Genomic DNA, 14562 nt, shown 5'->3' on the forward strand with positions numbered 1-14562 from the left:
AGCTCGGAGCACCGCGTAACACGGAAAACGTGATTTTTTGATGACTTCTGTATCCAGTCCTGCCTCAACGACTTTCGCCGACCTCGGCGTTCCCCCGCGCCTGGTCAAGGTGCTCACCGCCGGCGGCATCACCGCCCCGTTCCCCATCCAGGCCGACACGCTGCCCGACAGTCTCGCCGGCCGCGATGTACTCGGTCGCGGAAAGACCGGTAGTGGCAAGACCCTCGCTTTCGCCATTCCGCTGGTCGCCCGCCTGTCCGCGGGAAGCCCCGCAGGAGCCGGCCGCCCGCGCGGCCTGATCCTGGCGCCCACCCGCGAACTGGCAACCCAGATCACCGCTGTCGTGCAGCCGATGGCCGCGGCCCTCGGACTCACCGTGACGACCATTTTCGGTGGCGTCCCGCAGGGCCGTCAGGCCTCGGCGTTGCGCGCCGGAGTGGACATCGTCGTGGCTTGCCCGGGCCGCCTCGAAGACCTCATGCGCCAGCGTCTGGTGCGTTTGGACCGCGTCGAGATCTCCATCCTCGACGAGGCCGACCACATGGCGGACCTCGGCTTCCTCCCCGGCGTCACCCGCATCCTGACCGCCACCCCCGAAGGCGGACAGCGACTGCTGTTCTCGGCCACCCTCGACAACGGTGTCGACAAGCTGGTCAAGCGTTTCCTGAACCAGCCGGTCATGCACTCGGTCGACGAGGCCACCTCGCATGTCTCCGCGATGACCCACCACATCTTCGAGGTCTCCGGACAGGACTCCAAGAAGGGCGTCGTCTTCGCACTCGCCTCGGGGCGTGGTCGCCGGATCCTGTTCATGCGCACCAAGCATCAGGCCCGCAAGCTCGCCAAGCAGCTGACCGACGCCGGCATCCCCAGCGTCGACCTGCACGGCAACCTGTCGCAGGGGGCCCGCGATCGCAACCTGCTCGCCTTCTCCAGCGGTAAGGCCCGTGTGCTGGTCGCCACCGACGTCGCGGCACGCGGCGTGCACGTGGACGACGTCGAATTGGTTGTGCACGTGGACCCGCCCACCGAGCACAAGGCATACCTCCACCGTTCGGGCCGCACAGCTCGCGCGGGCAGTGCCGGCGACGTGGTGACCCTGACCCTTCCCGAACAGCGTCGCGACATGTCGCAACTGCTGCGCAAGGCCGCGATCAAGGCCACCCCGATCCGGGTGACCGCCGATTCCGAGCAGCTCAAGACACTGGTCGGCGAACCGGCCGACCTGGTTGCGCCGCCTGCCGTGAGCAACGTCCCGAACCGGACGGCGAAGGCGCCCGGCAGCAGCCGCTCCGCCGGTGGCCGTCGCCCCGCCCGTCCGACCGCCAACGGCTCCGCGCCGTATGAGGGTCGTGGCCGTGGACAGAGCGCGCGATCCGAAGGTGGCCGCGCCGAGAACGGCCGTACCCGCGGCCACACCGGCCAGGGTGGCAGCCGTCGCAGCAGCACCTCAAGCCGGACCGGCTCCGCACGCTAGAGGCCGCTACACGTCCCGACCCCCGATGATGTGCCCTTCTGGCGAACAAACCTCCAGGTGAGTTCCGCCAGAACAACACATCATCGGGGGTCGGTGTGTCAGACCTCGAGGGTGCAATCCCCTGCCGCGACGCTGACGCAGGTCTGAACCCGTTCTCCCTCTACGTGTTCGGCGCCGCTGCGCAGATCTCGCACGCAACCCTTCTCGAGCATCACCACACAGCTCTGGCAGATACCCATCCGGCAGCCGAACGGCATCTGCACGCCGGCATCCTCACCGGCCGTCATAAGTGTGGTGGCACCGTCCACGGTCGCCGTCTTGCCGGTCCGAGAAAAGGTCACCGTGCCGCCCTCGGCACCGACCTCGCCACGCTCCAACGCGAACCGCTCGATGTGCAGGTGGTCCCGCAGACCCGCCTGGGTCCACTTGTGGGTCAGCGAATCCAGCAGCGCGGCCGGACCACAGGCCCAGGTCTGTCGGGACGCCCAATCCGGGCACAGATCATCGAGACGCTCGATGTCCACCTTGCCCTCGCTGCGAGTGAACTGGATGTGGGCGTCGAGCAGCCCGCTCGCCTGCACCGCTTCGAGTTCCGAGCCGAACATCAGGTCATCCGCCGTCGGCACCGAATGGATCAGTCGCACATCGGTGTGCTGATGGCGCGACTCCATCGTGCGCAGCATCGACATGATCGGGGTGATGCCGCTACCGGCGGTCACGAACAGCAGCTTCTCGGGCAGGTCCGCGGGAAGGACGAACTCACCCTGGGGCGGCGCGAGCCGGACCACGGTGCCCGGTGCCAAACCCCGAACCAGGTGCCCGGAGAGGAAGCCCTCGGCCATCGCCTTGACGGTGATCGTGACCACTCGGCTACGGGCACCGCCCGAGGTCTGCGGCACCGACGTCAGCGAATACGAACGCCAGGTCCAGCGCCCCTCGACGAGCACCCCGATCCCCATGTACTGGCCCGGGAGGTAATTGAACGAGAACCCCCACCCCGGTTTGATGACGATGGTCGCCGAGTCCGGCGTCTCCGGCCGGACCTCGACGATCTTGCCGCGCAGCTCACGCGCCGACCACAGCGGATTCGCAAGGTGCAGATAGTCGTCCGGCAACAACGGGGTGGTGATCCTTGCCGCCACCGCACGGACGGTGTTGGCCGCCCGGTTGCTGCTGGCGATGCCCCGCACCGGTGCCTCGAAACGTTCTCGCCAACCCATCTCCAGTGCCTCCATTCAACTGCCGCCGTCATTTCTCGGGCGCAAACTTACGCAACCGTAGGTTACGCGTCGAACGGGCGCACAGGGAGGTCGGCGCCCGCGCGCCTAGAGCAGCTCCAACAGGAATGGAAGCTCTTGCGTTGCATACCAACCCAAGTCGAAATCTTCGATGTCACCGATCGCCAGCTCGGAGTCCTCGTCGCCGAGGTCGGCCGAGTCCACCAGCCCGACAGCTCGGACCACCTTGTCCTCGGCATCACCACCGTCGATGAGAACCGACGCGATCGCCGAGCGGTCCACCACCGGTGGAACCTTGACCACCGCCACGTCGAGGTCGGGTCGCAACTTGACCTCGTCGACATCGGCGGCGATCACCACACGCCTGGCAGGTAGCTGCGACTGCCCGTCTTCGTCGGACCGATCGTCGTCCTCTGCGGCCAGCAACCGCAGCGACGCCCTGGCTGCTTCACGGATGGCTGCTTCGGCGAGTTCCTCGTCGTCACCGTCGTGGTACGCCTCTCGGAGCGCCGGAGTCAGCGCGAATGCCGTACCGCCGACCGGCCGGAACTCACCGGACTGGTTGAGTTCGAACAGCATCGACAGTGTGGCGGGCAGATAGATTCTCATGTGACCTTTCTCGAGGGACCGGCACGGGCTCAGCGCGCGCCGGAAAGCAATTCGTCGAACGAGTCGGTGAGGTACTCCGCCATCGCGCCCAGATCCCACATCACACCGCGGTCGGCATTGAGGCCGAAGTAGATCCTGCCGTTGTACGACGTGAGGCCGACGGCCAGCGCGCGGTTGCGCACCAGAACCGGAACCGGGTAGATCGCGAGGATCTCGTTGCCACCAAGGTACTGCGCAGCCCTCGGACCCCGGGCGATCGTGATGGGCAGATTGAACGACCGACGCGACAGCGAGGCTGTCGCGCGAGCGCTCATCGCATGGAAGGTTGCCGGCCCGATCTCGGGCATCCAGGGTTCCACGCCCACCGATCCCCGTCGGTTGGACTGCGAGTGCCGTTCGGCCAGTTGCGCGACCTGTGAGAGGCGGACAGCCGGATTTGCTTCTCCCACAGGGAGATCGGTGACAAACCCGTGTAGACCGCCTGCCATCCATTCGGCCGAAGTGGCCATGCCGCGGGCCTCGATGTCGGCCTCGGACTCCGCCGCGTCGTTGTCGACCGGGTACGCCGAGAGGGGGACCATGGCGCGGATGGTCTCGACCTGGCCCACAGCTTGCTCGCGCGAGAGCAGCCATCGTCTGATGGCCCCCGCGATGGCAGCGAGGATCACGTCGTTGGGTTGGCAGCTGTACCGCTCGGCGATGTCCACGCAGTCCTCGACCGCGAACGAGGCGACCGTGAATCGACGGGTGGGCGCCGTCGCACCGTTGAGTGGACTCGCGGGCGCGGTGCTGGCCGCCATCTTCATCACCGTCTCCACCCTGCGTGCCGTCGCCGTGACGGCCTGGCCCAACCAGGTCACCTGGTTGGTGGCGGCTCGCACCTGGTCGACCATCTCCCAGGGCCGGGTGATGACGTCGGTGATCGCCCCGACCACCAGCTCGCTGTTGCTCGGCTCCCGGTCGGGAAGCCAGAGGTCTTCGGGCATCTGGGCGGGTTCACGGGTGTCGTCGACGATCACCTGATTGATTTCGAGCGCTTCGTGCCCGTCGACGAGCGCCCGGTGGGTCTTGGTGAGGATGGCCATCCGGTCGTCCGCGAGGCCCTCCACGAGGTACATCTCCCAGAGTGGCCGACTGCGCTCTAGCGGTCGCGACATCAGGCGCGCCACGAGATCGTGCAGCTGGTCGTCGGCGCCGGGACTCGGCAGCGCCGAACGTCGCACGTGATAGGTGATGTCGAAGTCGCGGTCGTCGACCCACACCGGCCGCGCCAACCCCAGCGTCACCTCGCGGATCTTCTGCCGATATCGGGGTACCAGTTGCAGGCGGCACTCGACCGTCGTCAGCAGACTCGCGTAGTCCAGTCCCCCAGGGCGACGTTCCAGGATCAGGAGCGATCCGACCTGCGTGGTGGTGCCGCGCTCATCGAGGTAGTAGTACATCGAGTCCTGGGGCGACAGCCGATTCACAGTTCGATGCTAGCCGTCGGTGGCCGAACGGGCCCACCTGTCCGCCACCCCGGCGTTGCGGCCTCGTGGCAGGCGAGCGCATGGTCGCCGATCATCCGACGGTCACAGCGGTCAGGAGACAGCGCTGCGTTCGCCGGCGTGCTCCCCCCGGCTCGGCTGCGCGCGTCACGACCCGGCGGCGCTCCACACGAGCACCCATCGCGAACACTCTGTCGCCCCGTCCGTAGACGACGGTGATCTCCGCGACGTCGGGCCGGATGCTCTGCGTATGCAGGCGTAGCAACGCCGCGGGCGGGCCACCCCGGTCGGATCCCGAGGACAGCAGCGTTCGGAACTGGTCGGCGATATGCGGGATCGCCACCGCCGACAACTGCGTCACGGGACGGCGACGGTTCATCACCTCGAGCACGAGTTTGATTGCCCCGATGGCGAATTGCCGCATCTCGAGGTCGACACCGTCGGACACCACGGGTACCGGAGATCGACGGCGCGGAGCCGACCGGCCGAGTGGAATCACCCGCGGGTGACTCGGATCAACCGGTTCCGGTTCGTATCGGGGTGCGGCGGTCACCCGGAGACATGCGCGATCCACGACCTCCGCGGCGAACGAATCGGTCGCCCCCATCGACCGAGAACCAACGAGCGGACCCTCTTGTGCGGGTGAGCTCGACTCTGAGATCGGGGCGAGCTCCGTGGCCGGCCCGAGCGTTGTTGTTGTCATGGTCCCCCCGGACCCATCGGCACACGACCGGCGCTGGTGGCCGGCCCGGTAAACCGGGGAACCCGGATACCAGCAGTACGACGTGCCCTGCGGTATCCGGGTTCCTTTGTCCCGAGAGGTGACGCTGACGGCGACCTCAGATCGCCGTCAGTATCACCGCTTCTTGCGCGATTTGGCCGGCTTGGGCCCACCTGTCTTGGTGCCTGCGCGTGCGGCAGCGCGCCGCTCCTTGCGGGTACCGGACGCCTGGCCGTTCGACGAACCGGTCTGGCGGACTGCGGTGCCACCGGTCTCCGACGGACCGCTGTAGGTCAGCGCAGTATCGGCCGAGTCGTCGATCCCCTTGGCGCGCAAGGCTGCCGGAGCAGGCTTACGCGCCGGGACCGGCTGTTCGGTCGGCAGGGGTGCCGGTGCCGTGGGAGCAGCAGGCGCTGCGGGGGCAGCCGGTGCAACTGCGGCGGCCGGTTGTGCAGGTGTCGCCTCGACAGCCACGTTGAACAGGAAGCCGATCGACTCCTCTTTGAGGCCTTCGAGCATGCCGGTGAACATGTCGTAACCCTCGCGCTGGTACTCGACCACGGGGTCACGCTGCGCCATCGAGCGCAGGTGGATACCTTCGCGCAGGTAGTCCATCTCGTAGAGGTGGTCCCGCCACTTGCGGTCGAGGACACTGAGCAGGATGGTTCGCTCGAGCTGGCGCATAGCGTTCTCGCCGGCGATCGACTCGATCTCCTTCTCACGCTTCTCGTACGCCGCGTGCGCGTCGGCGATCAGCATGTCCCGCAGTTCCTGCGCGCTGATCTCCTTGCGCTCGCCGAACTCGTTCTCCTCGACCAGTTCCTTGTAGTCGATCTCGATCGGGTACAGCGTCTTGATCGCGGTCCACAGCTGCTCGAAGTCCCAGTCCTCGACGTAACCCTCGGCCGTGGCGGCATCGACATAGGCGCCCACGACGTCGTCGATCATCCGCTGGACCTGCTCGCGGTGGTCTTCGCCCTCGAGGATGGTGCGACGCTCGGCGTAGATCACCTTGCGCTGCTGGTTCATCACCTCGTCGTACTTGAGGACGTTCTTACGGACCTCGAAGTTCTGCTGCTCGACCTGCGTCTGTGCGCTGCGGATGGCCTTGGTGACCATCTTGGCCTCGATGGGCACGTCGTCCGGGAGGTTGACCCGGTTCATGATCGCCTCGAGGGCTGCGCCGTTGAATCGGCGCATCAGCTCGTCACCGAGCGACAGGTAGAAACGGGATTCGCCGGGATCGCCCTGACGACCTGAACGACCACGAAGCTGGTCGTCGATACGGCGGGACTCGTGCCGCTCGGTACCCAGTACGTAGAGCCCGCCGGCCTGCCGGACCTTCTCCGCGTCGTCGGCGACCTCGCTCTTGACGAGCTCGATCATCTCGTCCCACGCGGCCTCGTACTCCTCGGGAGTGTCCACCGGATCCAGCCCCGCCTTGCGCAGGCGGATGTCGGCCAGGATGTCGGGGTTGCCGCCGAGTACGACGTCGGTACCACGGCCGGCCATGTTGGTGGCCACGGTGACCGCACCGCTGCGGCCGGCCTCGGCGATGATCTGGGCTTCCTGCTCGTGGAACTTGGCGTTGAGCACGTTGTGCGGAACGCCACGCTTCTTGAGCTGCCGGGCGAGGTACTCGGACCGCTCGACGCTGGTGGTACCGATCAGGACCGGCTGGCCCTTCTGGTGACGCTCGAGGATGTCGTCGACCACCGCGTCGAACTTGGCCTCTTCGGTCTTGTAGATCAAGTCCGTCTGATCCGCGCGCACCATCGGCTTGTTCGTCGGGATGGGCAGCACACCGAGTTTGTAGATCTGGTCGAGCTCGGCGGCCTCGGTTTGCGCCGTACCCGTCATGCCCGACAACTTGTCGTACATGCGGAAGTAGTTCTGCAGGGTGATCGTGGCCAGGGTCTGGTTCTCGGCCTTGATCTCCACCCGCTCTTTGGCCTCGATCGCCTGGTGGAGACCTTCGTTGAAACGCCTGCCCTCGAGCACGCGGCCGGTGAACTCGTCGACGATCAGGACCTCGCCGTTGCGGACGATGTAGTCCTTGTCACGCTCGAAGAGTTCTTTGACCTTGAGCGCATTGTTCAAGTAGCTCACCAGCGGCGAGTTGGCCGCCTCGTACAGGTTGTCGATGCCCAGCTGGTCCTCGACGAACTCGACGCCCTCCTCGTGCACACCGATGGTGCGCTTACGGATGTCGACCTCGTAGTGCACGTCTTTCTTGAGCAGCGGCGCGATGCGGGCGAATTCGGCGTACCACTTGCTCGACGAGTCGGCGGGCCCGGAGATGATCAGCGGTGTCCTGGCCTCGTCGATGAGGATCGAGTCGACCTCGTCGACGATGGCAAACGGATGCCCGCGCTGCACCAGGTCGTTCAGCGAGTGCGCCATGTTGTCGCGGAGATAGTCGAAACCGAACTCGTTGTTGGTTCCGTAGGTGATGTCGGCGTTGTAGGCCTCGCGGCGCTGATCCGACGTCATCCCGGTCAGGATGACGGCCGTCTCGAGCCCGAGGAAGCGGTGCACGCGGCCCATCCACTCGGAGTCACGTTTGGCGAGGTAGTCGTTGACGGTCACCACGTGCACGCCGTCGCCGGCCAACGCGTTGAGATAGGCGGGCAGCACACAGGTAAGGGTCTTGCCCTCACCGGTCTTCATCTCGGCGATGTTGCCGAAATGAAGGGCGGCGCCGCCCATAATCTGAACGTGGAAGTGTTTCTGCGAGAGCACCCGCCAGGCGGCCTCCCGGGCGACCGCGAACGCCTCCGGCAAGAGATCGTCGAGCGCCTCGCCACCGGCGTAGCGCTCCTTGAACTCGTCGGTCTTGGCCCGCAGCTGCTCGTCGGTCAGCGCCTCGGTCTCGTTGTCGAGCGTCTCCACATGCGAAGCGATGGCATCCAGGCGTTTGACCATCCGGCCTTCGCCGACGCGCAGCAGCTTGTTGAGCACTGGTTTTATCCTCGATCCAATTGACTACACACGAAATCCGACCTGCAGATTCGGAGCAGGTCGGATTCCATGGTAGCCACGGTCAGCGCCATCGCGGTCACGCGAGGCAGATCAGGTGCCTCTTGATGGTCAGGACAGACGGATCAATCCGTAGTCGAACGCATGCCGCCGGTACACAACCGTGGGTTTGTCCGTTTCCTTGTCATGGAACAAAAAGAAGTCGTGACCGACCAGTTCCATCTCGTAGAGCGCGTCGTCCACGGTCATCGGCACCGCGTCGTGTTCCTTGATGCGGACGATCTGACCGGGGCCCGCGGCCTCGGGACTGTGGTCGGCCCATCGGTCGTCGTCGACCTCGCCGGCCGGTGCGGGCGCATTGCCGTTGAGGAGCGGATCGGCGGCCGCAGTCGCTTCGGCGACGGAGATCGGGGTGCGCAGGCCGTGGTGGACCTTGCGCCGGTCCTTGGTGCGACGTAGACGGGATTGCAGCTTGGTGAGCGCTGCGTCCAGGGCGGCGTAGAAGTTGTCGGCGCAGGCTTCGCCTCGAACCACGGGGCCCTTGCCGCGTGCGGTGATCTCGAGTCGTTGACAGATCTTCGACTGACGCCGGTTGCGTTCGTGGTGCAGTTCCACGTCGAAGCGGAAGATCGTGGGATCGAAACGTTCCACCCGGGAGAGTTTGTCCATCACATGGATGCGGAAGTGGTCGGGGATCTCGACGTTGCGGCCGCTGACCTGGACTTCGGCATCAGGTCGCGACGGCGCGTCGGAGGATTCGGTTCGTATGTATATGCCGGGATCAAACGGATCGTGCGCGGCGGATTCGGGGGCACCTGCGGCTTCGGGGTCGACACTGGCTTGCTTGTCGACGCTGGATTCGGAAACGGCATTCCTGCCGACACTTGTCGTCACTTGCGATACCTCCTGGATCGGTGAACAGGACTTCCGGTACCGCGGCCGCAAGCGACCTGGTACCGGTCTGAATGTTCGGCATCACCTCCCCCCGTCGCCACCGTCGGTGGCCTTGGGTCTGGCAATCAGATCGCACCCCTGACGTTAGTCCGCCCGGCAGGTGTTCGCCACAGTTTCGTCAACAGGTGTTCACCTCCGGCGGCGCGCCGGCCGGCTTCGGCACCCCTACCCCCGTGCCACGAAACATGTTCGGCGCCAACGGATGACAAGCACGAGGAACCCCGTCATACTGCTGCGATCACCAGCACGAGATGTACGCCGATTCCTGCTCGATCGAGAACTCTGATCGATTCGGCCGCCGTGGCTCCGGTGGTCACCACGTCATCCACCAAGACGACAGCGGTGCCGCCGGCCCGCGCGGTCGCGACGTCGCGGAGGGCGCGCCCGCCGATGCCTATCGCGCCGGCCAGGTTCGCGCTGCGAGCGGACGCCGACAGTCCGGCCGAATCCCGGGCCCACGGCGACGTCGTCAGGACCGGGAGGACCGCCACCGCCGAGCCCAGGTGCGCCGCGGCGGACCGGCAGATCGCGGTCACAGGATCGCCACCGCGCCGACGTGCCGAGAGCTTCCTCGTCGGAGCCGGGATCAGGACCAGGCGCGTGGCCATCGGTAACTCCGACCAACCATCGAGAATCCGGAGTGCATCGGCGAGCGCCCGTCCCAGCGGCGCGGCGAGATCGACGCGGCCGTGTTCCTTGAGTTCGAGGATGGCCCGGCGGCGCGGCCCGGTGTAGGGGCCCACGGCATAGACCGGCACCGCCAGTGGCACGCGGGTCTGCACAGCCGTGGGTGCATCGGCGAGAAGGCATGCGCACTGCGCACACCAGTTCAGGCCGGGACGCCCACAGCCGCCGCACAGTCGCGGCACCACCAGGTCGGTGAGGGCGTCGACCACACGTCTGACCATGCCGCCATCATCGCGGCGACATCCACTCGCACAGCGGTGCGCGACTGTGCCAGAAGGGGCTGTCCACAGCCCGGTGGTTGTCCACAGCAGGGCTCAGTGCGGTAGGACGGGGATTGCGCCCGACCCCATCGTCGGGGTGACCTCACTCCAGTACTGGTCGGGTTCATCGTTGGTGCTCCCGAGCCTGAGCACTCCGCGACTGTCCGCGGCGTAGATGGTCGATTGGCCGGCCACCACCGCAGTCACCGGCGGACTGAGGTTGCCGCTCGGCAGCGCCCCAGGTGGCGTGCCGTCGATCCGCAACTGCACCACGGGGCCGTCGGATGCGTTCCTCGCGATGACGAGCATCTCGCTGCTCAACCAGTCGAGCGACACCGCACCCGAGATGTTGAGCGCCGCGGCGCCCTGCGCGTTCGTAAGCACCGGCCTGCCGTCGGCCCGGTCCTCGATGACGGCGAGCACCACCTGACCGTTCACGATCATCGCGGCCCTGGCACCGTCCTGCGACACCTGTAGTTCGGTGATCGGCCCCTGGGCCACCGCCCTGATGGCCGACGAGTCGACCTCCGTCTCGGTGATCTGTCCACCACCGGCACCCTGGGTGACCTGCGTGACACGGGTTTCGTCGACAACTGCCCACATCGTCTGGTCGTCACCCGCGAACGACGGTCGGGTGATCATCTCGCCCTCGAGTACCGGGGTGACGGCGGCGCCGTAGTCCCCGACCGCGAGCGCCAGGCGCGGCGCCGGACCCGGTGCCGTGTTCTGCGACACCACCGCCACCCGCCTGCCGTTGGCCGAAATGTCGGCCGACAGCAGACTGCGCGTCGACCCGAGCGCCCCGGGCACCGGCGTGACCGCGTTGTCGGCCACCAGCGACAGCGATCCGCCGCGGATGATGTGCAGTCCCATGGGTGTGTCCGGTGCCGGGCTGGGATCGAGCGACTCCACATCGCTGGTCTGCCATCCGCCCGAGTGTCGTTCGTCGAGCGGTGCGCCGTCGGCGTCGATCACGTACGGCCCGGTGATGTCGGACTCGCTGAGCGTCCAGATGATCTGCGCCGCAAGGCGATTACGTTCGGCGTCACCCACGCCGTTCAGGCCGGCGAGATCGAGTCTGATCCCGCCCGTCGGCAGCGACTCGATCGAGCCGTGCAACGACGACCGGGCCGGGAATTCGTTGGTGACGGCGCCTCGTAGGTCGTCGACCGGTCCGGCGATCAACAGACCGATGAGCTGGTCGGCGAGTTGGTCGCCGCCGGAGTACATCCACCGGGGATCGGCCACCAGGTGCTGGTCGTCGGTGCTCGGGTAATAGAGCACGTGCGGCCGGTACGACGCCTCGAACTGTTCGCGGTCCATCACCACCCCGACCGGGAGCGGACCGTCGATGCGCCACTGCCCGTCCACCTTGCGCAGCGACAATCGGGTCTCGATCCGTCCCGAGCTCGGGATCAGTTGGCCGCTGGGCTGTAGTTCACCCGTGTTCTCGCCGTTCACCCGCACCGTGATGGTGTCGTCGGTGCGGTTGTCACTGAGCACGTTGATCTCGTCGAGCAGCAGTGCCCCACCCTGGTCGTCCCAGGAGTTCGACGCCTCCTGGGTGAGGAACTGACGAGCCGCGAGATGGCCCGATCCCGGCTGCACCGACGCCTTCAGGAAGTCGCGCACCAACGCCTCGGGGTCCATGTCCGGGCGCGGTGTGGGGACGTTGCGGGTGGGCTGATGCCGTTCGAGCGACCCCAGCGGCTGTGGACTGGAGTTGTTCGGGATCGACACGCACGACGACAGCAGGGCCGCGGCCGCGATGACCACCGCCAGTACGATCCCGGTCCGGAGGGTCCTCGATCGCTCATACATGGGTCTGCCCCGAATCCCGGCTGCGTCGCATCGAAGCCGGCTTGAGCGGTAGCGGACTGCCGAGCACCTTGTGTCCACGGACCAGCGGAAGCGTGAGCCTGAAGCAGGCGCCCTGCCCCGGCTCTCCCCAGGCCTCGAGCCGGCCCTGGTGCAGTCGCGCATCTTCGACGCTGATGGCCAACCCGAGGCCGGTGCCGCCCGACCTTCGGAACCGCGAGGGGTCGGATCGCCAGAATCGGTTGAACACCAGTTTCTCTTCACCTGGTCGTAGACCGATTCCCTGGTCTCGTACCGTCACGGCGACGGCATCGCCGTCGCTGCGCATCGTCAGCGTCACCGGTCGCTGTTCGCCGTGGTCGATGGCGTTGGCCAACAGATTTCGCAGAATACGTTCCACTCTTCGTGGGTCGATCTCCGCGATCACGGGTTCGTCGGGGAGATCGAGGATCAGTTCGGTGTCCGTCTCGTCGGCGAGATGCTGCACGGTCCTGACCGCGGCATCGATCGGGATCGACATGTTCAGCCTGTCGGCGGCGAGTTCCGCCACTCCGGCGTCGTGGCGGGAGATCTCGAGCAACTCGCTGAGCAGCGTCTCGAATCGATCGAGCTCTTTGTCCAGCAGTTCCACCGACCGCTTGAGGACCGGTTCGAGCTGTTCGCGACTCTCGTAGAGCACGTCGGCAGCCATCCGCACGGTGGTCAACGGGGTGCGCAGTTCGTGGGAGACGTCCGAGGTGAACTGCCGCTGCAGACCGCCGAACTCTTCGAGGTGGGTGATCTGCTTCGACAGGCTCTCGGCCATGTCGTCCTCACCGCGCACCGGCATACGTTCCTTGAGACGTCCGTCCGCGAACCTCACCGCGATCCTCGACGCCGATCGGACCGGGATCACCACCTGCCGCGACACCAGGATCGCGATGGCCGCGAGGAGCCCGAGCAGAACGATTCCACCGGTGAAGATCGTGCCCCGCACCAGCGAGACGGTGTTCTCTTCATTGGTGAGCGGGAAGACCAGATACAGCTCGAGGCCCGGGATGTCGGAGTTCGTGGGGCTGCCGATGATCAGCGCTGGACTCTGGTGCCCACTCGACCCCGTCACCGACGAGTATCGGTAGGCGATCTGGCCGCCCTGCACCATCTGGCGGAGGTTCTCCGGGATCTCCCCCACCGGGCCGACACCTGTCGGTTCGGTGGGTCCGGAGCCTGGTGCGAGCAACACCGTGTCGAAGGTACCCACCACACCCGACGAATCGCCCGAGTCGACATCGCGGTCGGTGAGGATCGACCGGGTCTGCCGCAGCCGGTTGACCAGTGAGGTGTTCGGATCGGCGCCGGAGAGGTCGCGTTCGACGGCGACCCGGGTGCGGTCGAGTTCTTCGGTGGCCGCCTGCAACTTGAGGTCGAGCAGCCGATCGGTGATCTGACTGGTCAGCACAAACGCCAGGATGAGGAGCACCACAAACGACAGAGCGAGCGTGGACACGACAACACGCAGCTGCAGCGAACGCCGCCACAGCTGTCCGACGATCCTTCCGACCGCGCCCACCCGACGCATCCACGGCCCGAACGAACCATTGATGCGGCGCCGAGGGCGTCCGATCACGGTGGTCCGGCCTTGTAGCCGACCCCCCTCACCGTGAGAACCACTTCTGGGTTTTCCGGATCGTGTTCGACCTTGGCCCGCAGGCGCTGTACGTGCACGTTGACCAGCCTAGTGTCGGCCGGGTGCCGGTAGCCCCACACCTGTTCGAGCAGCACGTCCCGGGTGAAGACCTGACGGGGTTTGCGAGCGAGCGCCACGAGGAGATCGAACTCCAGCGGGGTCAGCGAGATGGGCACGCCCTCACGCGTCACCTTGTGTGCGGGAACGTCGATCTCGACCGGACCGATCGAAAGCAATTCGGCCGGTTCGTCCTCGGTACGGCGTAGGCGGGCGCGTACCCGGGCGACCAGTTCCTTGGGTTTGAACGGCTTGATCATGTAGTCGTCGGCGCCGGATTCGAGCCCGAGGACCACGTCGACGGTGTCCGACTTGGCGGTCAGCATCACGATCGGGACTCCCGAATCCGCCCGGAGCACCCGGCACACGTCGATCCCGTTCATCCCAGGCAACATCAGGTCCAGCAACACCAGATCCGGCCGGATCTCGCGAACCGCCGTGAGCGCCTGAGTGCCGTCGCCGACCACGAAGGGCTCGAAGCCCTCTCCGCGCAGCACGATGGTGAGCATCTCCGCCAATGCCGCATCATCATCGACAACCAGAATCCTGGGTTTCATCGTCTCATCGTGTCACCGAATGGCCCTTATTTGTGGTTGACGCGCCGACCGG

General features: G+C 66.4%; 11 protein-coding genes. 1 reads left to right on the top strand and 10 read right to left on the bottom strand.

From position 1 onward, the window contains the following. The first annotated feature begins 40 nt into the window (after positions 1-40). A complete protein-coding gene (locus KXR83_RS12470; protein ID WP_437425112.1) occupies positions 41-1477 on the top strand; it encodes a DEAD/DEAH box helicase in 1437 nt (478 codons plus the stop codon). Between the two features lie 98 nt (positions 1478-1575). On the opposite strand, the gene KXR83_RS12475 is transcribed toward KXR83_RS12470, so the two are convergent. The 10 genes from KXR83_RS12475 to mtrA form a co-directional block, all read right to left on the bottom strand. Beyond that, positions 1576-2697 carry a ferredoxin reductase gene (locus tag KXR83_RS12475; RefSeq protein ID WP_437425368.1) on the bottom strand — a complete coding sequence of 374 codons (1122 nt, stop codon included), beginning with the start codon at positions 2695-2697 and terminating at the stop codon, positions 1576-1578. Between the two features lie 105 nt (positions 2698-2802). Further along, positions 2803-3324 carry a DUF6912 family protein gene (locus KXR83_RS12480; protein ID WP_437425113.1) on the bottom strand — a complete coding sequence of 174 codons (522 nt, stop codon included), beginning with the start codon at positions 3322-3324 and terminating at the stop codon, positions 2803-2805. Between the two features lie 29 nt (positions 3325-3353). Then, positions 3354-4793 (bottom strand): WS/DGAT/MGAT family O-acyltransferase, encoded by a 1440-nt coding sequence (locus KXR83_RS12485; RefSeq protein WP_437425114.1) that lies wholly within the window; start codon positions 4791-4793, stop codon positions 3354-3356. 91 nt (positions 4794-4884) lie between these two features. Next, positions 4885-5418 (bottom strand): Rv3235 family protein, encoded by a 534-nt coding sequence (locus tag KXR83_RS12490; RefSeq protein WP_437425115.1) that lies wholly within the window; start codon positions 5416-5418, stop codon positions 4885-4887. A gap of 249 nt (positions 5419-5667) precedes the next feature. Next, complete coding sequence (secA, locus tag KXR83_RS12495) at positions 5668-8493, bottom strand: preprotein translocase subunit SecA (protein ID WP_437425116.1); 2826 nt, start codon at positions 8491-8493, stop codon at positions 5668-5670. A gap of 129 nt (positions 8494-8622) precedes the next feature. After that, a complete protein-coding gene (gene hpf / locus KXR83_RS12500) occupies positions 8623-9405 on the bottom strand; it encodes a ribosome hibernation-promoting factor, HPF/YfiA family (protein WP_030164580.1) in 783 nt (260 codons plus the stop codon). A gap of 284 nt (positions 9406-9689) precedes the next feature. Then, complete coding sequence (locus KXR83_RS12505; protein ID WP_437425117.1) at positions 9690-10373, bottom strand: ComF family protein; 684 nt, start codon at positions 10371-10373, stop codon at positions 9690-9692. Between the two features lie 93 nt (positions 10374-10466). Further along, on the bottom strand, positions 10467-12233 hold the full coding sequence (lpqB, locus tag KXR83_RS12510) for an MtrAB system accessory lipoprotein LpqB (protein ID WP_437425118.1): 1767 nt from the start codon (positions 12231-12233) through the stop codon (positions 10467-10469). Further along, positions 12226-13836: an MtrAB system histidine kinase MtrB gene (gene mtrB, locus KXR83_RS12515; RefSeq protein ID WP_437425119.1), complete on the bottom strand. Its 1611-nt coding sequence runs from the start codon at positions 13834-13836 to the stop codon at positions 12226-12228. Before mtrB ends, lpqB begins: the two co-directional genes overlap by 8 nt. Next, complete coding sequence (mtrA, locus tag KXR83_RS12520; protein ID WP_023955897.1) at positions 13833-14510, bottom strand: MtrAB system response regulator MtrA; 678 nt, start codon at positions 14508-14510, stop codon at positions 13833-13835. The genes mtrB and mtrA overlap by 4 nt, the downstream gene beginning before the upstream one ends. Positions 14511-14562: the final 52 nt, after the last annotated feature.

Origin of the sequence: Williamsia muralis, from assembly GCF_051487485.1 — a bacterium.
In the GTDB taxonomy this organism is placed as follows: Bacteria; Actinomycetota; Actinomycetes; order Mycobacteriales; family Mycobacteriaceae; genus Williamsia; species Williamsia muralis_B.

Bases quoted from the DNA above. Each gene is read 5' to 3' on its own strand.
- KXR83_RS12470 (WP_437425112.1), top strand. From the start codon at position 41: ATGACTTCTGTATCCAGTCCTGCCTCAACGACTTTCGCCGACCTCGGC.
- KXR83_RS12475 (WP_437425368.1), bottom strand. From the start codon at position 2,697: ATGGGTTGGCGAGAACGTTTCGAGGCACCGGTGCGGGGCATCGCCAGC.
- KXR83_RS12480 (WP_437425113.1), bottom strand. From the start codon at position 3,324: ATGAGAATCTATCTGCCCGCCACACTGTCGATGCTGTTCGAACTCAAC.
- KXR83_RS12490 (WP_437425115.1), bottom strand. From the start codon at position 5,418: ATGGGGGCGACCGATTCGTTCGCCGCGGAGGTCGTGGATCGCGCATGT.
- KXR83_RS12505 (WP_437425117.1), bottom strand. From the start codon at position 10,373: ATGGTCAGACGTGTGGTCGACGCCCTCACCGACCTGGTGGTGCCGCGA.
- lpqB (WP_437425118.1), bottom strand. From the start codon at position 12,233: ATGTATGAGCGATCGAGGACCCTCCGGACCGGGATCGTACTGGCGGTG.
- mtrA (WP_023955897.1), bottom strand. From the start codon at position 14,510: ATGAAACCCAGGATTCTGGTTGTCGATGATGATGCGGCATTGGCGGAG.